Consider the following 23,917-nt stretch of genomic DNA (forward strand, 5'->3'; position numbering starts at 1 on the left):
TGTAAAATTGATGAAAAAGACAAAGATTCATATTAATTAGGGCGTGACATATTGTGACACTTGTTATTTTTATTCGTGACAATATTTTGTTTAAATCGTTGATATATAATCGAATAGGTTTGTTTTTTCAGGTAAGTTCAGTTTTTTGCTGATTCTTTCCTTTCTTTTTCTGCAGGATTCCGGACTGATATTGAGAATCGAAGCAATTTCCTTATGACTCAGATTCATATAAACATAACAGATGAATCTGATCTCGGAAGAACTCAGATCCGGATGTCTTTCTTTCAATGTGGTGATGAAATTCTGATTAACCCCTTCAAAATGTTTGAAAAAACTGTCCCACTGATTATTATTCTTGAGTTGAATTTTTAAATCTTTAATCGATTTTACCAAGCTCGAATTATTGGAAATCTCAGGTTGATTGACAATCGCTTCAATGATTTCTTCAACCACATCATTTCTGCTGGAAATTGTCAGCGCTTGCGAAGTCAATTGTCGGTTTTGCTGTTCAATTTCGTTTTTGAGACGTTCTTTTTCTAATAATGATAGAGTTTCCTGTTCTTTAAGTTGTTGCGTCAGAATCAAATTGTCGCTTTGTTTTTTCTCAAATTCCAGCTGTGTGATTTTTTTCTGCTGTTTGTATTTTATCGAGTTATTATAAAGGAAAAGCAGAACAAGCAAAATGATGATAACAGCAGAAGCAATGATGATGTAGAAGATTTTTCTTTCGTCCTTCAAACGTTGTTGACTTTCTTTGAGTTCGAACTGGTAATTCTGCATCTCGAACTTGATTTTCCCATTATTGAACAACGCCGAATTGTTGACTTTGGAAATCGAATCATTCGCAATGATCACAGAATCTTTATACTTCAAAGACGCATCATAATTCTTGGTTTCCGCATTGATTTTTGAAAGATAATTGTAAACCTCTTCTCTGTTATTGATATTTGGAGAAAGTTTTCTTGCCTGTAAAGCCAAAGTTTTTGCCTGAACAAAATCGCCTTTTTTCTCACTGATCTGCGCTTTTATCAAAAGAAGGAAAACCAGATTTTCATTTTCATCAGGCGATTGAAGCTGAGGAATTAATTTATCAATAATGGTTTCCGCTTCTTGATGTTTTTTCTTGAGATAAAGATTTTCTGCCAAAGCCATTTTGTACATTATATTGACTTTCGGGTCGTCTTTGGTCAAGGTTTCCGCTTCCTGAATGTATTTATAAGCCTCATTGATTTGATTCAATTTATTCAAAACCAAACCGAGATTCACGGCATAAGCGCCGGCTTTGTCATTCCGGTTATTTTCTTTTGCGGTTTGATAAGCTTTTAGGAAGTATTCATAGGCTTTCTTGTTGTTTTTTTCCTGGAAATAGAGAACTGCAATATTGTTGACAACGGTCATTACGTGCTTCTTGTCGGGCATGTTCGTCGCAATGTCGTAAGCTTCCAGATAGAATTTCAAAGCTTCGCCAAAGTCCGTCATCAGATAATAATTCAGACCAATATTGTTGGTTGCGCGGAAGTTTTGCTTTGCCCATTTCCTCTGCTCGGCAACCGTTTTTACCCGAATCAGCATTTCCAGAGATTTTGTATGTTCTTTTCGGAACATCTTCTGAATAGCGGAATCGATGATGACCTCATATTCTTTTTCGGACTGCCCGGACATTGTGGAAGGCAGAACAAAAAGTATAATGATTGGGATTATTTTCAGAAATAATTTCATCTTCTAGTCAAATCGATAACGAAATATAGATATAATTAATCGTAAAAGCAAAAAAGATGAGATTAGGAACGATATGATCCAAAGCCTTCGACTCCGTTCAGACTGACATTGTGTGAGATATGTTCTATTACTAGAGTTGTCACACTGAGCGAAGTCGAAGTGTCTTTATAATTATTGTTTGATCAATTTTTGAATTGATGAACTTCCGTTTGAGAATTTTATTTTCAGAATGTAAATTCCTTTTGGAAGTTGATAAACATTGATTCTTAATTCTTTGGATTCCGAAATTTTTTTTCCGGATTGTTCCAGAATTTCAACTGAATTAATTTCTTTTCGACTTGTAATATTGATGAAATCCTTAGCGGGATTTGGATAAATTTTCACATGATTTTTAGAAAGATTATTTTCATTCGTTGCAAGACTCGAGGGAGTGAAGATATAAGCTGAACCAGCATCATTGAGCTCATTTTCATCATTACTATCAAAGTTTTCTCTGGATGCGCCCACGATGATTTCATCATCATTCATAGCAAGACTCCAACCATAAAAATCCTCGGTGACATCATCTCCAGGCTTCAGTTCCTGGTCCAGTTCCCAATTGTTTTGGACGTTCTTTTTGTAAAGCAAAGTCCTTCCTTCGTTTGCTCCATAAAGATGCGGTGCGCTGATTATAAGCTTGTCATTTTTCAATTCGCACATCCAAGCGAAATAAGTGTGCTCAGACGATTCATAACTCGGGATTTTCTGTGTTTCTTCCCAGTTTCCATTATCATTCAGTTTAAAAATATAAGCCATCGACGGATTTCCGGTATTTGATTCCGTGTAAGCGCCTACAACTAATTCGTTACCAAAAATACTAACTGAATTTCCAAAATAGGAATTCTCAAAATTGTCTGATGAGACCAGACTCTGATGAAAAATCCATTCTCCGGAAGTGTTCTTTTTATAAATATAAATTTTACCTGAACTGTTGTTAACGCCACTTGCACCAATCACAAGATAATCGCCATAAACTCCAACGCCAATCCCGAAATTCCCAAAATCCACGCTCTCCGGCGAAGTGATTTTCTGTGTTTCTTCCCAATCATTGCCGTTTTTTTCAAAAATGTAAACCGCGCCGTTCCAACTACTGAATCCAGGAGCGCCTGCAACGATCGTGTTTCCACTGACAGCAAGGGAAGTTGGATTGACAGCCAGCAAAGCATCGTTATCATAATCTGAAGCGACTAATTTCTTTGTGAAATTCCATTGGTTATTAGAATCCAAATTGTAAACATATAGAGCTCCTGCCCGAATCGTATTTTCGATGTCTGCTCTTCCTGCAGCAATCAAAAGAAAATCGGTTCCAAACTTGATACTCCCACCGAATTCTGCCATTTCTACTCCGTCCGGCGCTTTAATTTTTTGATTGAAGTCCCAATTGCTCCCATTTTTTCGATGAATGTAAACGGCACCTTTTGCAACTTCTTCCCTGGAAGCGCCAACAGCTATAAATTTATCATTGATAGCAACCGATGTTCCGAATTCTGCCCGGCTTTCTCTGGTGGAAGCGGTGATTTTTTTTGATTGATATTGTCCAAAAACCAATGTCAAACTGAAAACAGAGATCGATAAGATTCCTTTGTTTAAAATTCTCGAGAATAAATACTTTTTCATATATAATTTTTTTGTAGAGTGAAGTTATATATTAGTAACCCAATAGCTTTTAAATAAGGCGTGACATTATGTGACAGCAATTGTCAATTTCTGTGAAAACGAAAAAACTTTCCGAAAAAGGAAAGTTTTTAGGAATTCTAAAAGATTCAGTAAGTTATGATTTTGCAAACTTCTCCAACTCTGTATTGAATTTGTCCACTTCTTCTAAGAATAGCGCGTGACCGCTGTTTTCAAATCGAATCAGTTTAGAATTTTTAATACCTTTTTGCAGATCCTCTGCCCAAACGAAAGGACAACTTTTATCTTGTACACCGTGGAAAATTGCAACCGGAATATTGATCTTTGAAAGTTGAGGTCTCAAATCCAAATCTCTCAAAGATTTGATAGATTCAGTTGTAGCATAAGGCGAAGCATCCAGACTAATTCTTTCAATCCATCTTTCCATATTTTTTGAAATATTACCTTCTTTGGCCTGAAAAGCTGCGCCCAAACCTGCTACTAGATTTTGTCTGTCAGTCATTGTTGCTTTGATTAAGTTTTCAGCAGCATCGGCAGGAACACCATTTGGAAAACCATATCTTTTGCTCCAGGAAGGTGCTGCTGCGCCAAAAAGTGCGAGTTTGCCAACGTGTGCAGAATTGTATTTGGTCACATAATGTAGCACAACTGCGCCACCCATAGAAAAACCTCCCAATAAAGCGTTTTCTATTTTCAATTTATCCAAAACGACTTTGATATCATCAGAAAAAACATCAAAATCATATTTTCCATAAGGTTTGTCCGATTTTCCAAAACCACGAAGCGTAATGCCAATCACTCGGAAACCTTTTCTGGATAAGTATTGATACTGATACTCATACATTTCGTCGCTCAAAGGCCATCCGTGGATCAGGACAATTGGTTGGCCTTCGCCAAGGTCGGTCACGTGCAATTTGACACCTTTTTCTACTTCGATGTATTCTGCGCGTCCTGCAGAAGCTGGAGTTCTTTGAGTTTGAGCCATAAATTGGTTAGCGAAAAAAGAAACTAACATCACGATTACTAAAGCTAAATTTTTCATTGTTGTAAATTTTATTTTTTATTGTTTGTTTGATGATGCAAATTTCTACCAAAAAACGTCGCACATCAATGGACAGTTTTCGCCTTGAATTGCACTTTTTCCCCAACACAATAAAAATGAAAAAAGCGTGACCTAAAATCACGCTTTTGCAAACTATTTAATTCAAAAAATATCAGAATTGTTTTCGGAATGAAGTTGGAGAAACACCTGCATTCTTCGTGAAAAAACGAACGAAATAAGCATCGTCTTCGTAGTTCAGACTGTAGGCAATTTCTTTGACGCTCATTGTTGTATGGGCTAGAAGTCGTTTGCTTTCTAGGATAATTCGGGTTTTGATGATGTCGTTCGGGGTTTCTTTGCTCAATAAACCAATTTTTTTACTGAGGCTTTTCGGCGTGATGAAAAGCATTTCCGCATAATCTGCTACTGTGTGATGCGTTTTATAATTTTCTTCCACCAACTTGCTGAATTTCCTTAGAAAATGAACATCCGTCTGCTTCTCTTCTTCCGATAATTGATGTTTCTGTTTCCAAATTCTGGTCGATTTCAGAATGATGAGTTTAAGTAAAATCCTGAGCATTTCTTCCGTATTTGTGTCTTCATTTTCCATCTCAAATTGTATTTCTTCAATAATCGATTTGATGCCGGAAGCCTGAATATCATTCAGCTCAATAAAAGGAACTTCAAATACATTATTGTACAAAATGCCATCGCAAGCCACTTCTTGGTCGTGAATTTCGATACAATAAAAATCGCGGTTGAAATGCAAAAGTACTTCTTTGTTTTCCTCACTGCTTAAAAATTGAATTTTCACTTTCGGATTGATAAAAAGCAAAGCATCGCCCTCTAAACTGAAAGTCTGAAAGTCAACTTTCACAGAAGTGTTTCTTGGCAAAAATAGAATCTTGATATTTTCAGCAATAGACAATAGTGTACTTTCCTCGATTTTATCATCCGAAGACCGCAACTGACCAAACTGTTTGTATGAAAATTCTTTGAGCATTTTATCCGATTGACTTTTCTTGATCAAACAAATTTAGGCAAAGTCTAATTATTCTTCAATTTTTAAAGATTCAATTAATAATCCAGCCTCGAATTTCAAATGCTATCTCAGAACAATCGAAATAGCCACAGTTCAAGCCGGTAAATGTTTAGTTACAGAAAATGCAAAAGACTGAAATTTTCACTTCAGCCCTGCATCTAAACATTGGATTTTCCAGACAGATGTTTTACTCGGTTACTTTTAGATTCTGAATTTTCCCTTCAACAATCTTGAAATGAAATTTCAAAATAAGAGGACTGCCTGGAAATGATCCTGTAACTTTTGCTGATAATATCTCTTCTTTTTCATCATAATCTACCGGCTCCATCGTATCCTGATATTCTTTATTTGCATTGTCAATCCATTGCTCGATTTCCTTTCTGCCCGTATGCGTCTTGCCTTCGTCAAAAACTACGGCTGTCTCTGCAAAACATTCTGCAAAGGCAGTACTGTCAAAATTGTTTTTTGCTTTTACTAATTCCTGAATTACGTTTGGTAAGTTCATAATATTAAATTTTAAAGGTTATTAAATAGTCGGTACCGTGCCGCCATCGATTACAAAATTGGTTCCTGTCAGATATTTTGCTTTTGGAGAAACTAAAAAGCCAACAAATTCAGCGACTTCCTGTGGTTCGGCAGGTCTTCCAAAAGGAATCCCGCCCAAAGCATCCATTACACCTTGTTGTGCTTCTTCTACGGTACTATTCGCGTTTCTGGCAATCTCGCCCAGCCAGGCTTCCGATGCTGTCGTATTGATCCATCCGGGCGAAACAGTAAGCACACGAACACCTTTTGGTGTCACTTCATTGGATAAACTTTTACTGTAATTGATCAGTCCTGCTTTTGAAGCGGCGTATGGCAAAGTAGAATCGTAAAGTGGCAATATACCTTGTATCGAAGCAATGTGAATGATGACTCCTGTTTTGCGTTCAATCATTTGAGGTAAAAATCCTCTGTCCAGTCGGATTGGAGCAAGCAAGTTGGCTTGCAGTGTAGATTCCCAGTCTTCGTCGGTTAATGCGGCAAAACCACCGGCGGGCGTAGACGAGCCACCAAGGTTGTTTACCAGGATGTCCAGCTTGCTATGAGTTGACAGCACTTCACGAATCACTTTGTTGGCACCTTCTGCTGTGCTGAGGTCGGCCGCAATAAAATGTAGTTGACTGTTTTCTTGTTCAGGGGCGTTTCTTGCGGTAATGATGACGGTTGCCCCCGCTTGTAAAAGCCTTTCTGCGATGGCTTTGCCTGCGCCTTTTGTTCCTCCTGTTACCAAAGCAATCTTGCCAGATAACTCATTGTTGAAATTAAATTGTTCCATTTGTTTAAATATCTATAGGGCAAAATTGGGGCATAAAAACAGTTCATACAAGTACGGAAATATGATTCATATAGGGATAATTTTTTCCCCTATTGTACAAATCGGAACATAGGTTTAGTTTTGCAACATGTATGAAAGAAAAATAATTCCGAATCTGAACTGTGGCCTGGATTTGATAGGCGAAGTTCTTTATGGCAAATGGAAGATCCGGCTGTTATGGTTTATCCATCAAGGACATCAAAGGCCAAGTGAGCTGCAACGGAAGATACCGGACGCCTCACGTCGGGTTCTGAATATTCAGCTGAAAGAACTGGAAGACCATGACCTGGTGAGCAAAATTATCTATCCAGTAGTTCCTCCAAAAGTAGAGTATAGTTTGACGGAGTTTGGTAAAACACTGATTCCGGTGATTTCAGCGATTGGAGAATGGGGCGATGCCAATGAAGAGCATCTGAGAGAAGTTATCTTGAAAAGGTTGAATTTAGAGTAAAAACAAAAACTTTCCGAAAAGGAAAGTTTTATTGATATTCTGTCAAAAGTCAGTTCTAGAAAATTGGGACAGGTTTTCTTATTCTCTACCTTAGTAACTCCAAAATGATAAACCCAAATTCATTTTAAAACCGTTCTTTTCTATGAGGGCGGTTTTTTTATTTTGTTGGTTTTGCTCTCAGATATTGATGTGGATAAAAACAGTCATCCCCATTTTTCCAGGAAGACTGAACTGCAAAATAAGGGTTTCTCAGAATTTCTCTGGCCAAGAAAATCAAATCGGCTTGTCCGTTTTGTAAGATTTCTTCAGCCTGTTCTGCAGAAGTGATCAATCCAACTGCGCCGGTTTCGATCTCCGAAATTTTCTTAACGTCTTCTGCCAATGGAACTTGGTAGCTCGGTTTCAAAGGAATGGTTACACCATTGATATTTCCACCGCTGGAAACATCTACCAAGTCTACATTTTTAGTTTTCAAAACTTTTGCCAATTCTACGCTGTCGGAGATTTCCCAGCCATTCTCTGCATATTCGGTTCCGGAGATCCTTACAAAAAGTGCTTGTTTTTCTGTTATTTCTGAATTTACGGCATCTACAATTTCCATTAAGAATCTTGCTCTGTTTTCTGGATTTCCACCATATTCATCGGTTCTTGTGTTGGAAAGTGGTGATAAGAATTGATGAATCAAATAACCGTGCGCACCATGAATTTCTATTACATCAAATCCAGCGTCAACAGCTCTTTTCGCTGCTTTTCTGAAATCTTCTACCAGAGTTTTAATTTCTTCCACTGATAATTCGTGGGGAACTCTTTCCGAATGATGAAACGGGATCGGACTTGGCGCAATGGTTTCCCAACCTTCTTCCAAACTCATTTGTCGGTTGGTTTCAGCGGAAACAGAACCTTTTCGCCCAGCGTGCGCCAGCTGAATCCCGATTTTGCTTTCCGAATTTGTATGAACAAAATTGACGATTTTTTTCAAGGCTAAAGCTTGTTCGTCATTCCAGATCCCCAGACATTTGTTCGTGATTCTTCCGCGGGGTTCTACTGCGGTTGCTTCTGTTATTAATAAACCAACGCCGCCTTGAGCACGACTGCCATAATGAACAAAGTGGAAATCATTCGCCACGCCGTCTTCTGCAGAGTACATACACATTGGCGACATTACGATTCGGTTTTTCAGTTCTATGGTTCTGAATGTTATTGGTGTGAAAAGTTTCATTTTTAGATTTTATTATTTTGAAAGGCTTCGAGAGCGTCAGCGTGACAACACTTATTATTAGAAATGTCAGACTGAGTCTGTCGAAGTGTCTTTTGTTTATACTTAATTTAGTTATTGAAATAGAAAGGAAAGCTCAATGTGTTTCCATAGTTGGTCCACGCTCCTTCGAATTTCAATTGGTTTTTGTCTGATGATTCTTTGATGGTTAATACTCCGGAGAAAATTCCGTTGTGTTTTCCGTTTCCTTTTTCCGACAGTTTCAAATCATAGATTTTGGATTGGTCTTTGGAATTTTTAGTTTTTTCTGCGTTAAAAGTTATAGTTCCTTCAAAGTAAGCTTTTGTTCCTTCGACATCCGAAAAACCGAACACTTTATAAGTGTTTTTTTCCTGATTTTCTGTAGAAATAGTTTCAAAAAGAACTTTCAGATTAGCTGAATTATCAATTTTTCCAGTGAAGAACTCGTTGTTATTCTTAATTAATTTCTCAACTTCTTGTGCGTTGAAAATTGTAACTCCGAAAATAAGGAATAAAAGAAAAACTACTTTTTTCATAACCATAATTTTAAAACATTGAATCACTCACAGCCCGGCTTGAACGGAGCTCTTTTTCTTTTTTCTCAAAAAAGAAAAAAGCGGGAGTGGAAGACGGATTAAGCTGCCCATATTTATTTTCTCGAAGATTATTTTGATTAAGGAGATAGAAAAAAATCAACAAAGTTTGGGAAATTATTCAAACTCCAAATTGTGTCAAATGGTGGTCCAAATGCTTTGCCATCATATTGTTCCATTCGGTTGCGGTGAGTTTTCCAAAGTTGAAACTCTCTTTCCCGTCAAAAGCTTCTGCTCCTAATTGCTGTGTTTTCTGGATGAATCCGATGATTCTTTTCCTCTCTTCTTCAAAGATTTTGTTGTCCGTAATTACGAACATTGCGGAAGTTGGGGAGTTATGTTTATAAGGAACCTCGTTCACGACTTTTGGTTTTACAAACTGTTTCAGAATCCATTTCGTTAGACGATTTGGTTTTTTGTGTTTTTCCTGTTCGTAGATGAGTTCGTACGTCACGTTGCAGTGAGCCAGCATTTTGTCAACAGACATTACACCCCATTTCGGGAAAGAATCTTCAGTGAGTGCATTGATTCTCTTGATGAAATGCGATGTGTCGTTTTGGTCAAAAATATTCTTCATTTTTTAGGTCGTGATTTTGTTTATCTGATTGAGCTTTTCTATTAATAATTTGTTGCGTTTTTTGTATTTGATAAATTTAAGAAGAAACCAAATAAACAAGGCTGAAGAAATGGCGATAATAATGAAGCTTATGATTCTCAATCTGTTTTTTTGTTCCTCTATTTTTTTGTTGTTTTCCCGATTCAGGACATCGATACTTTTATTGAGGGAAGCGAGTTCGCTCTGTTCTCTGGCAAATTTGGTTTCGATGTACAGTTTGTTGTACACTTCATAATTGTTCCAATCTTGAAGTGCGAGATAATTGTCAGAAAAACCTTTATAAATTCCTTCGCTCAGGACAAGGTCGCCTACTTTTTTGGACAGATTGACAGATTTTTTCAAAAGCTCTATCGCTTCCTGATGTTTTCCCAAAACGGTGAAATTTTCTGAAAGACCTTTATAGGCAAAGGCTTCCAAACTTTCTGCGTCAGCAGATCTTGCGACTTCGGCAGAGTTCAGGAAGTACTTTTCAGCTTCTTGATATCTTTTCAGATAAAAATAACAATAACCAATATTGTACAGGAAAACACTGGTGTTGGGGATGGCATTGTCATAGTTTCCGACTTTTTTTATATAATCCAACCCGATGAGAAGTTTTTCCAAAGCCAGCTCGTTGTTGTCTTGAGATTTATAAACCAAACCTCTTAACGCAGAATTGAGTCCAAGATAATAGGTCTTGAATTTTCCGTCCGGAAGCTGATTGCAAATCTGATAAGATTCATCAAGGATTTCCAAGGTCTTGCTGTTGAGTCCCATCTGCTGATATTGGATAGACGTGGCGTTTAAGATTTTTATTTTTTGCTCAGGATTTGTAACATTTTTACTTAGTTCTTTCATTTTCAGAACCCAATCCAGCGATTTGTCAAAATCTCTTTTTGAGATGTAAGAATGAGATATCAGCTTGTAAAGCTTGATGAGATTATCCGGATTTTTTTCATTTTTCAGCATTTCCTGAGCCATTTTCTGGGAGTTATCAGGATTTTGATAAATGTCGGAAAGTGCCTTTTTATACAATTGCTCGTTGTACTGGGATTTGAAAATTCCGGTAAATGAGAAAATAATTAATATGAAAAGGTAGCGTTTCATTGTTTATTTTGAGTCAATTGTTGGATGTAAGTGTTTGGCGAAATCCCGGTTACAGACTTGAAAACTGTCGTGAATGCACTGTGAGAGGAGAATCCTGCTTTCTCTGCCAGATAACTTACTTTATAATTAAGGTAGGCCGAATCGGTTTTCAGGAGATAAGCGATGTAATTGATCCTTAGTTCGTTGATGTAATTGTTGTAATTTTTTTCTTTGTATTTGTTGATGACCTCCGAAAGATATTTTGTATTGGTTTCCAGTTGTCCTGCGAGAACAGCGAGAGACATATCGCGATTCAGGAATTTTTCTGATTTTTCAAATTCTTCGAGACGAGAAAGAATATCCGCTTCTTTTTCTTTGGAAATGAGTGGCGTTTTTTTAGAAATATCTGGATCTATTTTACCAACTTTTGATTCAACAACAGTTTTATTTTCATCAATTTTTTTAATAAAATTCTGCTGTTTTGAGTAGAAATCGATTTGTTTCTGGATTGATTTAGCTTTTCTCTTCTCAGAAATACTAATGAAGATGACAGCTAAAATTCCAATCAGACAAGCAACGGAAATAATCAGAATATTGCTCACAAAGTTGTTGTGGGAATTTTCTAATCGTTTGGTCTCATATTGCTCATTAAGCTTGATCAGATTACGCAGGGCCTCTTTTTTATTTTGGTCGAGTTTATCCGCCTGTTCCTTGTAAATAGAATAATATTTCTGGTATAACTCATCATTTTTCAAAGCCAGATAATTTTTGGACAAATCATCATAAATCCTGTTTTTCAAAGGATCATAACTGGAATTTTGAATTAATTCCAGAGCCTTATTAAGATGTTCAGCAGATCTAGCGTAATCTTTTTTGAGGAAATAGATTCTTCCAAGATTATCAAGATTGAAAGCTCTCAGGAAAATGTATTGAGGGCTTTTATTAAGCTTTGCCTCGATTTCATTAACAATATTTTCAGCTTTATCGATTTGATTTTGAGTGATATAAATAAAAGTCTGATAGATCTGGTTTTCTATGGAAATTAAAAAATCTTCATCAGAATCTTTTAACAATGCGTTACTTTGCTTCAGGTTTTCTTCGGCTTCTTTCAGCTTTTTCTGAACCATCAGATTGGAAGCATTCAGTTGATAGATGTAGGCCATCAGATTCTCAGGATAATTCTGGGATTTTATCTTCGATGCTTTATCGGCCAGATTCTGAGAGATCCTTATCGATTGTTTGTAAAGCCTAAGTGATTGATATTGCTGAGCTAAAGCATAATCGGCATAGAGGGAATTATTGTCGTTTCTATTTTCGTTCAGATTTTTGTCAATGGATTGCTCGATGGATTTGGCATATTCGCCTTTGAAATTATAGGCTCTTGACAATATGATCTTAACGCGTTGTTTGATGAGTTCCGATTCTTTGTTTTCATCAATATTCTGAAGAATCTGGAAAGCGTTGTCTGGATTTTCGTAAAGACTTTTGTAAGCTTTGTCGAGAAGTTGCAAAGTTTCTGGATTGCTTTGCGCCGATGTCAAAATGACGCCGGAAAAGACCATCAACCACAAAAAAAATACCCTGAACATACTACAAAAATAGTTTTTTTATTTGTTATTTTGATGAATTTTAATAATTCTTTATCGAAAAATTACCAATAAGTTTATTTGTGTAAATTATTGATAATTAATATTTTAAAGTTTTGATATTTTAGAAATTCACGAATTATAAAAGATAAACTTTAGGAATTGACATTATTAAGATATAACATTGTAAAAGAGTTTTTGAAACAATATCTTTGGTTTTCGGCAGAAGAAAAAATTACTATCAATATTTATTAATTATTTATTATGAAAAAAGTTTACTTGCTTTTACTTGGCATTATTACAATGTCAGAAATCAATGCTCAGCAGATAGAACTGAAAGTTCTGGATGGCATGGGGTCGCGTCTGTATGACATCAATGACAGCGGAAAGGGGATCCATTCCGGCGCTTATTATGATTTTGCTACCGGAGTCACAACTCCTACAGAAGGTGGCGAAGGTACCAACAGATTGAACAATGCCGGAGATGTTGCCGGATTGATGGCTTTCACTGCTGAAGATGGTAGTGAAATTGGTCAGGCTGCCTACAAAAAGAATGGAACTTGGAACGCTATCGGATATTTTCCTGGTGATGTTCCCGGAAACAGCTGGTTCAGTAGTGCGAATGCTATCTCCGGAAACAGTAAGTATGTAACAGGACAAATTTCTGTAGATGTTTCTGGGAGCTATGCATACTTATATGATACAGAAGCTGGAACAATTAAAAAATTTGACGGTGACGGCTCTTTTGAGTATGGAAGAGGGGAAGGTGTTAACAGTTCGGGGATTGTTTCAGGATTTGTCAACAAATATTCTATCAACGGAAGTACCTACTGGATTCCGGTTTATTACACGCCGGATGGAGTCGTGCATTACATCGGAGATTTGGGTTACGGAGAAGCGGCTGATATCAATGACGCCGGGCAAGTTGTAGGTGTGAAAGATAACAAGCCTTTCATCTATGACATCAATACCAATGTTTATAAAGAGTTCAATATTCCTGCAGGTTTTGATACTGCAACATTTACATCCATCTCAGAAAATGGAATTGCTGTTGGATATGCAGGTTATGCTGGAAACAGAGAAGTGATTATCTATCATCCGTCTTTGAGTTCTAATCCGGTTTTCCTAAAAGATATTTTGACGAGCCAAAACGTTACAGTTACTACTTTCGATGGTAAATTAGGAACTGCAATGGGAATTTCTGCAAACGGAAATTTCATCGCCGGGTTTGATAACTCTATTCCGCCATTTTTCGCAGCAGGTTGGGCAATTAACTTAAATAATCTTTTATTAAATGATAACGACTGTTCAATCACTTGTCCGGACAATATTGAAACAACTCTTGCAAGTGCCTCAGAGACATCCGCAGTTGTGACTTATACATTGCCGGTTACTTGTGGCTCTTCATCATCTACAGGATTGCAGACAGTTTTAGTTTCTGGTTATGAGTCAGGTTCTCAGTTTCCGATTGGTATTACCAATGTTGTTCACAACTTGGTGGATGCAGATGGAAAAATCGTTTACGTATGTTCGTTCCAAGTCATTGTTAATGATGTTTATTGCAGTACAACACCTCAATATGGAGTGGATTCTATTACAAAAGTTCAGTTTGCAGGAATCGATAACGCATCAGACCCTTATTCTAATCAAGCTAACGAATATTATCTGGACAAAGTTGGGGAAGTTTACCAAGGCAGCGAATATCCAATTGCCATAGAAGCTAATACCAATACTGGTTACGACTATGCGACAGTTTTCGTAGATTGGAACCAAAACGGTGTATTCACAGATGCAGGAGAAATCTACGAAGTTGGAGCAATGACTTCTGACGGAATGGATGGCGCACAGATCACCGGTAACATCACGGTTCCTTCTACTGCAACTGTAGGTAAAGCAAGAATGAGAGTGATGCTGAACTGGGATGCATCTATCACGACACCTTGCGACAACTCGATCTACGGTTATGGTCAGGCAGAAGATTACACATTGGATGTGAAAGAATCTCTTGGAGTGGATGATATTAATTCAAAATCAGTGAGTTATTATCCAAATCCAGTAAAAGATATTCTTAATCTGATCAGTGAGAAAGATGTAACAAGCGTTTCAGTTTACAATATCGAAGGTAAGTTAGTGAGAAACTTCACAGGACTTAATCAATCAAAAGTTCAGTTGGATTTATCAACATTGATCACAGGAACTTACGTTGTGAAAGCGTCAACAAAGGACGGAAAGACAAAAACCTTCAAGGTTATCAAAAAATAAATCTTCATCATAAATTTGAGAAAACCCGCATCTACATTGGTGCGGGTTTCTTTTTTATTGGGGCAGCTATTTCCGTCTTCCGTTCCCGCTTTTTTCTGTCATTGCGAACGAAGTGAAGCAATTTCTAGAGCTTTTGTCAATCGCAATGACAGAAAAAGAGCTCCACTCAAGCCGGGCTGCGTGCAATTCAATTTTTCAGTATGATGAAAAACGCTGCGACTTAAAAACAATGGATTTCGATATTTATTAATCGTTAACAAAACCCTAATTGTTTCCCTAAAATTGTTTTTTAAGCCCAGATGCTTTAACTTTGCACAAACCTAATCTAATGAGTAAAAAAGAAACGAAATACATCTTTGTGACAGGAGGTGTGACATCGTCACTGGGTAAAGGGATAGTCTCCGCTTCTTTGGGACTTCTGCTGAAATCTCGCGGTTTCAAAGTTACCATCCAAAAACTTGACCCTTATATCAACATCGATCCCGGAACGCTTAATCCTTACGAACACGGCGAATGTTATGTGACCGAAGACGGCGCGGAAACAGACCTGGACCTTGGACATTACGAGCGTTTTCTGGATTCGCCAACTTCTCAGAACAACAACGTTACAACAGGAAGGATCTATCAGACCGTTATTGAAAAGGAACGGAAAGGAGATTTTCTTGGGAAAACCGTTCAGGTGATTCCGCACATTACCAACGAGATCAAACGCAGGATAAAAATGCTTTCCAAAAAAGACTATGATATCATTATTACAGAAATTGGAGGAACAGTTGGCGATATCGAGTCGCTTCCTTATATAGAAAGTGTTCGCCAGTTGCAATGGGAATTGGGCAAGAATAATTCTATGGTCATTCATTTGACATTGTTGCCTTATTTGTCATCAAGTGGAGAACTGAAGACAAAACCTTCTCAGCATTCTGTTCGTCAATTGATGGAAAGCGGGATTCAGGCGGACGTTTTGGTTTGTAGAACGGAACACACCATTCCGAAAGATTTACGTTCGAAACTGGCTCAGTTCTGCAACGTAGGACTGGAAAACGTCATCGAATGTATCGATATGGATACAATTTATGAAGTTCCACTATATCTTCAGAAACAGAATTTTGATGAAGTGGTTCTTAAAGAGCTGAATCTAGCCGTAGGAAAAGATGTCAATCTGAAAGACTGGAAATCATTCCTTAAAAAATATAAAAACCCGAAACGCAGTGTGGAAATTGCATTGGTTGGAAAATATGTTTCGCTTCAGGATTCTTATAAATCCATTGCGGAAGCTTTTATCCACGCTGGTTCTGATATGGAAACCGAAGTGAAGGTAAGATGGGTTTACAGTGGAGATATCGAACAAGAAGGCGTTGAAAAATTATTGACAGGCGTGGACGGAATTCTGATTGCACCAGGCTTCGGAGACAGAGGGATTGAAGGTAAGATCCAGGCTGCAAAATATGCAAGAGAAAACAAAATTCCATTATTGGGGATTTGCTTGGGAATGCAGATTATGACGATAGAATTCGCCAGAAACGTTCTGGGATTAACCAAAGCCAACAGTATGGAGTTCGATACTTCTACGCCAGACCCGGTGATTTCTTTGATGGAAGAGCAGAAAAATGTTGTAGATAAAGGCGGGACAATGCGTCTTGGTGCTTGGAAATGTGCCTTGAAAACAGGTTCCAAACTGGCAGAAGTTTATGGTGCGAAAACCATTTCGGAACGTCATCGCCATAGATATGAGTTCAATAGTGATTATAAAAAAGACTTCGAAGACAAAGGTCTGGCACCAACCGGACTTAACCCGGAAACAGAATTGGTAGAAACATTAGAGTTGAAAGACCATCCTTTCTACGTTGGTGTACAATATCACCCGGAATACAAAAGTACAGTGGCAACGCCGCATCCTCTTTTCAAGGCTTTTATCAGCGCAACGGTTAAGAATAAATCATAAATTAATGAATGGCTCAAAGTATTTCTCTGAGCCATTCGTCTTTATAACGGAATCTGAAAAATAAAACCTATTTTTGCAGACCAAAATAGAAGATTTGAAATTTGAAATTTGTCATTCGGTGTCAACTTCAAACTTCAAACTTTAAACTTTAAATTTATTTCTATAATGCAACAAAACAACGGATTAGACAAAAAACAACTGATTAGCTTCGGTATTTTTTCTATGATTCTCATCGGTTTTATGTTTTATTTCCAAAACCGAAATGCACAAGCCGAACAAGAAAAATTAGCTCTGGAAGCTAAAAAAACAGAGCAGACTACAAAATCCAAACCTGCTGCAACCAACTTAAATGCAGCTGCGGTAACGCCAAATTCTGTCCAGAAAGTTAATCTTCAGAATGATGAGCTGTCTCTGGAGTTCTCTAGTGTTGGTGGGCAATTGAGTTCTGTTAAATTGAATAAATTTGAAGCATTCGGTGGAAAACCATTGTACCTTTTCAATAACAACAATGCGAGTTATGGATTTCATTTTACTGATAAATCGGGTAAAGTTTTCAATACAAAAGATTTGGTTTTTGCACCACAAGTTGCAGGAAATGTAGTAACACTTAATTCTAAAGTCGGAAACGCAGTTATCCAGTTCATTTATACACTTAAAGCAAAATATACCGTTGATTTCCAAGTGAAAACACAAGGTTTGGCTAGCATCGTGAACGATGGAAAAGCTAATTTTGTTTGGAATTACAATGTAAGAGGCGCAGAAAAAGGACGTTCGCAGGAAGAGACCCACACAGAGTTTGCATATGCGTTCAACAATTATAAAGATTATGATTACGACGCTCGTTCTGATATGGATGAGCCAGATGAAACACTGAACTGGATTGGTATCAAGCAACAGTTTTTCTCAGCAGTTATCGAGGCTAAAAACGGATTCACAAAATCCAAAGGTTTTCAGGAAGCTATTCCAGAAGGCGAATATTTGAAGAAATTCAATTACGATGGCCAGGTAAACTTGGCTGGAAACGAGTTGAATCAGGACTTCACTTGGTATTTTATGCCTTTGGATATCGACCTTCTTAAATCTTATGACAAGAATTTTGATGAGATTCTACCGTTAGGTTGGTCATTCATCGGTTCATTGAACAGATATGTGTTCATTCCGTTGTACAATTTGCTTTCAGGTTGGGGAATTGCAGCAGGCTGGGCTATTTTCTGGATGACGATCATCGTAAAGTTGATCTTGTCTCCGGTAATGTTCAAACAGCACAAGCTAAGTGCGATGATGAAGGTGATTCGTCCGGAAATTGATGAGGTTAATGCCAAATTCAAAGATGCGGATCCGATGAAAAAGCAACAGGAAACAATGGCGGTCTATCGAAAGGCTGGCGTGAATCAGATGGCGGGTTGTTTACCGGCGTTGGTTCAGATTCCTTTGTTCTATGCACTCTTCCGTTTCTTCCCGAATATGCTGGACCTTAGAGGAAAAAGCTTCTGGTTCGTTCCGGATTTGACAGCTTATGACGATATCATCAGTTGGGGAACTAATATTCCTTTGTTAGGAAATCACTTGAGTGTATTTGCTTTGGCTTGTACCGTTGTGATTTTGATTTATACGATTATGACTTCAGGAAACATTCAGCAGCCACAACAAGAAGGAATGCCGAATATGAAAGTCCTGATGTATATCTTCCCAATCACGTTCTTATTCTTCCTGAACAGTTCTGCATCTGGCTTATCTTGGTATTATTTCGTGTCCAATGCGATTAACATTGTGATTATCTTGGTGATTAAATATTTCATCCTCGATGAGAAAAAGATCCACGCTCAGATTCAGGCTAACAAACAGAAGGAACCTAAGAAAGAAGGTAAATTCCAAAAGAGAATGAGAGAAATGATGGAGAAAGCACAAGAGCAACAGAAAGCTCAGGAACAAGCTAGAAACAAAAAGAAATAATATAGAGCGGTAAATTTTTACCGCTTTTTTTATGAATATATTTCTCCTCGTAGATTACACAGATTTGGCAGAAGAAATTTTAGAAGAGTAATCTGCTTAATTTGCAAAATCAGCGAGAAATATTTTTGTTGATTTCTTTTAAAAAATCCCGAAATTTGCAATCATCAAATTTTAAATCCAAAACCTTGAATCTAGAATCCACTTACGAATATCTCCAGCAATTCTTAACTCCTGAACGTCTCCAAAAAATCGAACATTTTTCCAAAGAAAGCTCGGATTTTGTTTTGCCTGTTATGGAAGATATTTACCAATTCAGAAATGCAGCAGCCATTGTTCGTTCTGTAGAAGCTTGTGGGTTTCATAAAGTGGTGGCGATGGAAAAAGAGAATTTCTTTGAACCCAATCTAAAAGTCACAAAAGGTGCAGACACTTGGGTTGAGGTCGAGAAGATGCCGAGAACAATAGAATCTCTACAAAACATCAAAAACCGAGGTTATAAAATCGTAGCGGTTTCTGCCGAAAACAACGCAAAAATGTTACCAGATTATAAAATCGAAGAACCATTAGCTTTGGTCTTCGGGACAGAATGGGAGGGGACTACAGATGAATTATTGGATTTTGCAGATGAGACTTTGGCAATCCCTATGTTTGGCTTTACAAGAAGTTTCAACGTTTCTGTTGCGGCCGCTATTTGTATGTACGAACTCAAACAAAAGCTCCTGAGATCAAACATCGAATATAAATTGTCCGAAGAAAAGCTGCTTCAAATGAAAATCCGTTGGGCAAAAAATTCTATTCCAAGCGGCGATATGATTTTGGAAAAGTATTTGAGAGAGAATTCTTAATTTATAACCTTTGTATTTCTTTAATGAGTTTTACGTCTTTGCGAACTTAAAATATTTTCAATATTGGTGAAAAAAACTTTGCGGACTTTGCGTTCAAAAAATTAGTAAATCAACTCACAAACCATTTCTCCAATCTTCGGAGCTAGGGCAACACCCATTCCGGAAAGTCGTACAGCACAGAATTGTCTTTCTGAGATTTGTTTTACAATCGGTGTTTTTTCACTTCCCATTGCCATAATTCCGGACCAGCGCATTTCTATTTTAACATACTGATTCGGGAGAATCACTTCTTTCAGGAATTGTTCCAGATGATTTTGGAGAAAGTTTGTCGTTTCGAAATCGGTTGTTTTCTCAGTTTCAAAATCCTGATTTCTTGCGCCTCCAAGTAGAATTCGGTTTCCTAGATTTCTGAAATAATAAAAACCTTCGTCGTAATGAAATGTTCCTTTGAGTTTAAGATTTTCGATTGGTCCTGTTAAAATAATTTGTCCTCTTGCGGGAATGATTTCCTCAGATTCTAAAAATTTAGAACTGAAAGCATTCGTACAGTAGATGACCTTATCAGATTTCAGAATAAGATTGCCATCGATTTTTATTTCGATTTCATTATCAGTCTCTGAAACCAACTCAACCTCAGTTCCGAAGAGAAATTCGACTTTCAGGTCGTGGCATTTTTCTAAAAGCTTATTCAACAATTTTCCGGAATGTAAACTTCCTTCACAAAGATTCTCAACCAGAAATTTTGATCTTCCCAATCCAAATTCTTCAATCTTTTCATTCGTGATTCTGAAAGTATTCTCCGTTTTTGTGATTGGGGCTAATTTTTCATTGACTTCACTCAGTTTCTCTAAAGCTGATTTGTCATTCAGAATTTCATAACCGCCACAAAGCTCGAAATCAATTTCATCATTAGTAAAATAACTTTGAATTTTTTGCAAACCTTCGAATCGCATTTTTACCAGATCCAAGGTTTTCTCCCAGCCCATTTTCTCAGAATCGGAAACGATCTCTGTTAGACTTCCGAAGCAGGCAAAACCGGCATTCCGAGTAGAAGCACCAGCTGGAACAGAATTTCGTTCGATAATTAAAACCGATTTTTCAGGGTGTTTTTCTTTGATGGAAATAGCTGTCCAAAGTCCGGTAAATCCCGAACCGATGATTGTAATGACACGTTTTCTGTAAAAAGTTTCGGTTTCCCAAATGCTCGGCGAAATGTTTTTCATTCGGGAAATTTAAGAAAAATCAAAACATCTTATCATAATTCCAAGCGGAGACGAAAATTCCTGCAGTTTCTGTTCGCAGTCTTTGGTTGCCAAGAGAAACAGCTTTGATTCCTTTGTCAGCCAACAATTGAATTTCTTTATCAGAAAAATCGCCTTCCGGACCAATCAGGAATGTATAATTTTCAAGTTTTGGAATGTCATTCAGTGATATCCTTTTCAGATTTTCATTGCAATGCGCAACGAAAGTATTTTCGGAATCCAGATTTTTCATAAAGTCAGAAAACTTGGTCAGATCATTGACTTTCGGAAAATGAAATCTGTGACTTTGCTTCGAAGCTCCAATGGCCTGTTTCCTCAGTTTATCGATACTGATGTTTTTGCGCTCGGTTTTTTCTGTGAGGATAAAACTGATTTCGGAGATTCCCATTTCCACAGCTTTTTCCACAAAGAATTCGATTCTGTCGATGTTTTTAGTAGGAGCTATCGCGATGTGAAGTTTCGGAGAAAAATTGGGAAGTCCTTCTTTAATTTCGGAAACGTCTAATAAGACTTTTTTACCTTCGAAAATAAGATTCCCTTTAGCAAGATTTCCATTGCCGTCGGTTACGAAAATTTCTTCGCCTTCGCGCATTCTGAGAACTTTTGTGATGTGCTGTTGTTCATCAGAATCAATTAATATTTCTGGGAAGATCTGTCCAAAGAAAAGTTTCATTTTGTATTAATTATTTTGCAGATTATTTGTCATTTCGTAGAGATCTAAACAGTCGAGATTCCTACGGAATGACAAAAGTGAGTGTTATTTTTTTGCAGGCTTTACTACTGAAATTAATTTCTTTCCAACAGTCGCCAATAAAACAGCCACCAATCCAAACACAATTCCCAATCCGAATTTTGAAAGAACATTTTCTGGAAGTAAGTGATGGATATAGTCAATATTATGAAGGAAAATCTCACCAGAAACCAACAACAAAGCTATTGTTCCAACAACGCCGAGAATTTTGATAACGATTGGTAAAGCCTTGATCAAAACTTGCCCAAGACCAGAAAAAAATCCTTTGTTTCCCGATTTTTTCATCAGAAAGAATCCGGCATCATCCATTCTTACAATCAGCGCCACAATTCCGTAAACTCCAACAGTCGCGATGATTGCAACCAATGAAACCACAATGATCTGTGTCAAAAGAGGATGTTCTTTCTCGATAACAGTTCCTAAAGCAATGATGACAATTTCCAATGAAAGGATAAAATCGGTTTTGATCGCGGAACTTATTTTTGATTTTTCTGATTTCTCGTCTTCTTCCGGCAAAGTGCTTTCTTCAACAACTTCGTGACCTTTTTTGTTGCGGTGAAACAAAAATTCGATTATTTTTTCTACGCCTTCGTAAGCCAGATAAATTCCACCAAGAACCAATATCACTTTGATGGCAGCAGGAAAGAAAAAATTTAGGAGAAAGACGATTGGAAGTATAATGAGCTTGTTGATAAAGGAACCTTTGGTAATGGCCCAAAGCACGGGAATCTCGCGGGAAGATAGAAATCCGGTTGCTTTTTCCGCATTCACGGCAAGGTCGTCGCCAAGTATTCCGGCTGTTTTTTTTGTTGCGAGTTTGCTGGTCACTGCGATGTCGTCCATCAATGCACCAATATCATCTAAGATTGCGAAGAATCCTGAAGCCATAACTTTTTATTTTGATGCAAAAATAAGTTTTAAACTTTAAAATTCAATGCTTAAAGTTAACTGGTGGATTATTTTATTTGATGTTTTGAAACGCAATTTCATTCTCACTGATGAAAGCAACGCCGGTTTTCATCGTCGTATAAATATCTGTGTCACACTCGCGCAGAGAACACATATAGATTTCTTCTACCCAAATATTGTTGAGGAAAATCAGATTGAGATATTCCTGTTTTCTCAGGTTGTTTTTGATGGAAAGATAATCGCCTCCTTTTGGTTCATAAGCAAAACTGAATACATTTTCAGTATTGATTTTTTCAAGAATTTCTTCTTTGATATTTTGGATGAAACCGGTTTCAGAACTTATCAAAACAAAATCTTCAGATTCTCCTGGAACTTCATTTTTTCCCGTAATAGTTTCTAAAATCCAATAATATTTTGAATTCTTTTTAGATTGAGTTCCGAGTTGTTTTTCTTCTAGTAGTAGTTTCATAAAAGTCTGTTTTATCTTTCCTCTGTGTTCCTTAATCATTATTATTTTAAATGCCCTTAAAAATATATTCTGCTTTTTCAATGTCCATAATAGAAATATTTGATTGATGGAAAATACTCAGAATCTACAAATCATACTTCGCTGTAGCCGTCGTCCTGATATCCGTAAACTCGCCGCGCTCATATTTCAGTTTGGCGACCATTGCGATCATTGCGGCATTGTCTGTTGTGTATTCGAATTTTGGGATGAAGATGTTCCAACCCAATTTTTCACGATTATCTTCCATTGCTTTTCTAAGACCAGAATTGGCAGAAACGCCACCAGCAATTGCAATATCATTGATGTTAAATTCTTTCGCTGCTTTTTCCAGCTTGTCCATCAGGATTTCGATGATTGATTTCTGGACAGAAGCACAAAGGTCGTTTAAGTTATCCTTGATGAAATCAGGATTTTTCCTCACCTCTTTCTGAATAAAATATAAAACAGAAGTCTTGATTCCACTGAATGAATAATCATAGCCTTCCATTTTCGGCTTGTTGAATTTGAAAGCATCGGGATTGCCTTCTTTGGCTAATCGGTCAACAATTGGTCCGGCTGGATAATCGAGGTCAAAGATTTTTCCGATCTTGTCAAAAGCTTCACCTGCAGCATCGTCGATGGTTTTTCCGATGATCTCCATATCGAAATAATCCTTCACTAAAACAATCATCGTATGACCACCAGAAACTGTCAAACATAAAAATGGAAAATTGGGCGGCGTAGGATTCGCATCATCAATAAAATGCGCCAAAATGTGAGCCTGCAAATGGTTAACTTCTATCAATGGAACATCCAAACTCATCGCTAGAGATTTCGCAAAAGACGTCCCAACAAGCAAAGAACCCAAAAGTCCGGGACCTCTTGTAAAGCCAATCGCGCAAATGTCATTTTGTTGTATATTTGCTTTCGAGAATGCTTTTTCCACGACAGGGATAATGTTTTGCTGATGCGCTCTTGAAGCCAATTCCGGAACAACACCACCATACTCGTTATGGATTTCCTGATTTGCAGCGATATTGGAAAGGATTTTGCTGCCACTGATGATGGCTGCAGAAGTGTCGTCACAAGAAGACTCGATACCTAAAATAATTGATGCACTCATA

At 37.4% G+C, this 23,917-nt stretch carries 21 protein-coding genes; 5 read left to right on the plus strand and 16 right to left on the minus strand.

Annotation, left to right across the window (positions count from 1 at the left end; translation table 11 throughout):
* Window positions 1–90: 90 nt before the first annotated feature.
* The 6 genes from BLT30_RS03945 to BLT30_RS03970 form a co-directional block, all read right to left on the minus strand.
* A complete protein-coding gene (locus BLT30_RS03945; RefSeq protein ID WP_089871588.1) occupies window positions 91–1,719 on the minus strand; it encodes a tetratricopeptide repeat protein in 1,629 nt (542 codons plus the stop codon).
* Window positions 1,720–1,890: 171 nt separating this feature from the next.
* On the minus strand, window positions 1,891–3,375 hold the full coding sequence (locus tag BLT30_RS03950; protein ID WP_089871590.1) for a T9SS type A sorting domain-containing protein: 1,485 nt from the start codon (window positions 3,373–3,375) through the stop codon (window positions 1,891–1,893).
* 154 nt (window positions 3,376–3,529) lie between these two features.
* Window positions 3,530–4,435 (minus strand): alpha/beta fold hydrolase, encoded by a 906-nt coding sequence (locus BLT30_RS03955; RefSeq protein ID WP_089871592.1) that lies wholly within the window; start codon window positions 4,433–4,435, stop codon window positions 3,530–3,532.
* Window positions 4,436–4,607: 172 nt separating this feature from the next.
* Window positions 4,608–5,438, minus strand: coding sequence for a helix-turn-helix domain-containing protein (locus BLT30_RS03960; RefSeq protein ID WP_089871593.1), 831 nt, complete (start codon window positions 5,436–5,438; stop codon window positions 4,608–4,610).
* A 226-nt stretch (window positions 5,439–5,664) separates the two neighbouring features.
* Window positions 5,665–5,982 (minus strand): nuclear transport factor 2 family protein, encoded by a 318-nt coding sequence (locus tag BLT30_RS03965; protein WP_089871595.1) that lies wholly within the window; start codon window positions 5,980–5,982, stop codon window positions 5,665–5,667.
* A gap of 21 nt (window positions 5,983–6,003) precedes the next feature.
* The gene (locus BLT30_RS03970; protein WP_089871597.1) at window positions 6,004–6,795 is read right to left on the minus strand and encodes an SDR family oxidoreductase; all 792 of its coding nucleotides are present in this window, start codon (window positions 6,793–6,795) and stop codon (window positions 6,004–6,006) included.
* Between the two features lie 127 nt (window positions 6,796–6,922).
* Here BLT30_RS03970 and BLT30_RS03975 point away from each other — a divergent pair, with 127 nt between their 5' ends.
* Window positions 6,923–7,285 (plus strand): winged helix-turn-helix transcriptional regulator, encoded by a 363-nt coding sequence (locus BLT30_RS03975; protein WP_089871599.1) that lies wholly within the window; start codon window positions 6,923–6,925, stop codon window positions 7,283–7,285.
* A gap of 157 nt (window positions 7,286–7,442) precedes the next feature.
* On the opposite strand, the gene namA is transcribed toward BLT30_RS03975, so the two are convergent.
* The 5 genes from namA to BLT30_RS04000 form a co-directional block, all read right to left on the minus strand.
* Window positions 7,443–8,504, minus strand: coding sequence for an NADPH dehydrogenase NamA (gene namA, locus BLT30_RS03980; protein ID WP_089871600.1), 1,062 nt, complete (start codon window positions 8,502–8,504; stop codon window positions 7,443–7,445).
* 107 nt (window positions 8,505–8,611) lie between these two features.
* Window positions 8,612–9,058 (minus strand): hypothetical protein, encoded by a 447-nt coding sequence (locus BLT30_RS03985; protein ID WP_139166568.1) that lies wholly within the window; start codon window positions 9,056–9,058, stop codon window positions 8,612–8,614.
* A gap of 178 nt (window positions 9,059–9,236) precedes the next feature.
* Window positions 9,237–9,692 carry a DUF1569 domain-containing protein gene (locus BLT30_RS03990; protein WP_089871603.1) on the minus strand — a complete coding sequence of 152 codons (456 nt, stop codon included), beginning with the start codon at window positions 9,690–9,692 and terminating at the stop codon, window positions 9,237–9,239.
* A gap of 3 nt (window positions 9,693–9,695) precedes the next feature.
* Window positions 9,696–10,817, minus strand: a complete 1,122-nt coding sequence (locus BLT30_RS03995) for a tetratricopeptide repeat protein (RefSeq protein WP_089871605.1) — start codon at window positions 10,815–10,817, stop codon at window positions 9,696–9,698.
* Window positions 10,814–12,385 (minus strand): helix-turn-helix domain-containing protein, encoded by a 1,572-nt coding sequence (locus BLT30_RS04000; RefSeq protein WP_089871607.1) that lies wholly within the window; start codon window positions 12,383–12,385, stop codon window positions 10,814–10,816. Before BLT30_RS04000 ends, BLT30_RS03995 begins: the two co-directional genes overlap by 4 nt.
* A gap of 261 nt (window positions 12,386–12,646) precedes the next feature.
* On the opposite strand from BLT30_RS04000, the gene BLT30_RS04005 reads away from it, so the two are divergent.
* From BLT30_RS04005 to BLT30_RS04020, 4 genes are all read left to right on the plus strand, one after another.
* On the plus strand, window positions 12,647–14,644 hold the full coding sequence (locus tag BLT30_RS04005) for a T9SS type A sorting domain-containing protein (protein WP_089871609.1): 1,998 nt from the start codon (window positions 12,647–12,649) through the stop codon (window positions 14,642–14,644).
* 328 nt (window positions 14,645–14,972) lie between these two features.
* On the plus strand, window positions 14,973–16,586 hold the full coding sequence (locus BLT30_RS04010) for a CTP synthase (RefSeq protein WP_089871611.1): 1,614 nt from the start codon (window positions 14,973–14,975) through the stop codon (window positions 16,584–16,586).
* A gap of 165 nt (window positions 16,587–16,751) precedes the next feature.
* Entirely contained in the window at window positions 16,752–18,539 is a 1,788-nt protein-coding gene (yidC, locus tag BLT30_RS04015) for a membrane protein insertase YidC (protein WP_089871613.1), read from the plus strand.
* A 185-nt stretch (window positions 18,540–18,724) separates the two neighbouring features.
* Entirely contained in the window at window positions 18,725–19,384 is a 660-nt protein-coding gene (locus BLT30_RS04020) for a TrmH family RNA methyltransferase (RefSeq protein WP_089872889.1), read from the plus strand.
* A 101-nt stretch (window positions 19,385–19,485) separates the two neighbouring features.
* Here BLT30_RS04020 and BLT30_RS04025 read toward each other — a convergent pair whose 3' ends face one another.
* The 5 genes from BLT30_RS04025 to tsaD form a co-directional block, all read right to left on the minus strand.
* On the minus strand, window positions 19,486–20,607 hold the full coding sequence (locus BLT30_RS04025; RefSeq protein ID WP_089871615.1) for an NAD(P)/FAD-dependent oxidoreductase: 1,122 nt from the start codon (window positions 20,605–20,607) through the stop codon (window positions 19,486–19,488).
* 19 nt (window positions 20,608–20,626) lie between these two features.
* Window positions 20,627–21,319: an RsmE family RNA methyltransferase gene (locus BLT30_RS04030; protein WP_089871618.1), complete on the minus strand. Its 693-nt coding sequence runs from the start codon at window positions 21,317–21,319 to the stop codon at window positions 20,627–20,629.
* Window positions 21,320–21,403: 84 nt separating this feature from the next.
* A complete protein-coding gene (locus BLT30_RS04035) occupies window positions 21,404–22,285 on the minus strand; it encodes a DUF808 domain-containing protein (protein WP_089871620.1) in 882 nt (293 codons plus the stop codon).
* 73 nt (window positions 22,286–22,358) lie between these two features.
* Window positions 22,359–22,775 (minus strand): hypothetical protein, encoded by a 417-nt coding sequence (locus BLT30_RS04040; RefSeq protein WP_139166569.1) that lies wholly within the window; start codon window positions 22,773–22,775, stop codon window positions 22,359–22,361.
* Between the two features lie 124 nt (window positions 22,776–22,899).
* Entirely contained in the window at window positions 22,900–23,916 is a 1,017-nt protein-coding gene (gene tsaD, locus BLT30_RS04045; RefSeq protein WP_089871624.1) for a tRNA (adenosine(37)-N6)-threonylcarbamoyltransferase complex transferase subunit TsaD, read from the minus strand.
* Between the last annotated feature and the right edge of the window lies 1 nt (window position 23,917).

The organism is Epilithonimonas hungarica (genome assembly GCF_900102265.1).
In the GTDB taxonomy this organism is placed as follows: domain Bacteria; phylum Bacteroidota; class Bacteroidia; order Flavobacteriales; family Weeksellaceae; genus Epilithonimonas; species Epilithonimonas hungarica.

What these genes read in the sequence shown, in the direction of transcription:
- BLT30_RS03995 (WP_089871605.1), bottom strand. Translation starts at nt 10,817, where the DNA reads ATGAAACGCTACCTTTTCATATTAATTATTTTCTCATTTACCGGAATT.
- BLT30_RS03970 (WP_089871597.1), bottom strand. Translation starts at nt 6,795, where the DNA reads ATGGAACAATTTAATTTCAACAATGAGTTATCTGGCAAGATTGCTTTG.
- BLT30_RS03990 (WP_089871603.1), bottom strand. Translation starts at nt 9,692, where the DNA reads ATGAAGAATATTTTTGACCAAAACGACACATCGCATTTCATCAAGAGA.
- BLT30_RS04005 (WP_089871609.1), top strand. Translation starts at nt 12,647, where the DNA reads ATGAAAAAAGTTTACTTGCTTTTACTTGGCATTATTACAATGTCAGAA.
- BLT30_RS03945 (WP_089871588.1), bottom strand. Translation starts at nt 1,719, where the DNA reads ATGAAATTATTTCTGAAAATAATCCCAATCATTATACTTTTTGTTCTG.
- BLT30_RS03985 (WP_139166568.1), bottom strand. Translation starts at nt 9,058, where the DNA reads ATGAAAAAAGTAGTTTTTCTTTTATTCCTTATTTTCGGAGTTACAATT.
- BLT30_RS04030 (WP_089871618.1), bottom strand. Translation starts at nt 21,319, where the DNA reads ATGAAACTTTTCTTTGGACAGATCTTCCCAGAAATATTAATTGATTCT.
- tsaD (WP_089871624.1), bottom strand. Translation starts at nt 23,916, where the DNA reads ATGAGTGCATCAATTATTTTAGGTATCGAGTCTTCTTGTGACGACACT.
- BLT30_RS03950 (WP_089871590.1), bottom strand. Translation starts at nt 3,375, where the DNA reads ATGAAAAAGTATTTATTCTCGAGAATTTTAAACAAAGGAATCTTATCG.
- BLT30_RS04040 (WP_139166569.1), bottom strand. Translation starts at nt 22,775, where the DNA reads ATGAAACTACTACTAGAAGAAAAACAACTCGGAACTCAATCTAAAAAG.
- BLT30_RS04025 (WP_089871615.1), bottom strand. Translation starts at nt 20,607, where the DNA reads ATGAAAAACATTTCGCCGAGCATTTGGGAAACCGAAACTTTTTACAGA.
- BLT30_RS04010 (WP_089871611.1), top strand. Translation starts at nt 14,973, where the DNA reads ATGAGTAAAAAAGAAACGAAATACATCTTTGTGACAGGAGGTGTGACA.
- BLT30_RS04000 (WP_089871607.1), bottom strand. Translation starts at nt 12,385, where the DNA reads ATGTTCAGGGTATTTTTTTTGTGGTTGATGGTCTTTTCCGGCGTCATT.
- BLT30_RS03975 (WP_089871599.1), top strand. Translation starts at nt 6,923, where the DNA reads ATGTATGAAAGAAAAATAATTCCGAATCTGAACTGTGGCCTGGATTTG.
- namA (WP_089871600.1), bottom strand. Translation starts at nt 8,504, where the DNA reads ATGAAACTTTTCACACCAATAACATTCAGAACCATAGAACTGAAAAAC.
- BLT30_RS03960 (WP_089871593.1), bottom strand. Translation starts at nt 5,438, where the DNA reads ATGCTCAAAGAATTTTCATACAAACAGTTTGGTCAGTTGCGGTCTTCG.
- BLT30_RS03965 (WP_089871595.1), bottom strand. Translation starts at nt 5,982, where the DNA reads ATGAACTTACCAAACGTAATTCAGGAATTAGTAAAAGCAAAAAACAAT.
- BLT30_RS04035 (WP_089871620.1), bottom strand. Translation starts at nt 22,285, where the DNA reads ATGGCTTCAGGATTCTTCGCAATCTTAGATGATATTGGTGCATTGATG.
- BLT30_RS03955 (WP_089871592.1), bottom strand. Translation starts at nt 4,435, where the DNA reads ATGAAAAATTTAGCTTTAGTAATCGTGATGTTAGTTTCTTTTTTCGCT.
- yidC (WP_089871613.1), top strand. Translation starts at nt 16,752, where the DNA reads ATGCAACAAAACAACGGATTAGACAAAAAACAACTGATTAGCTTCGGT.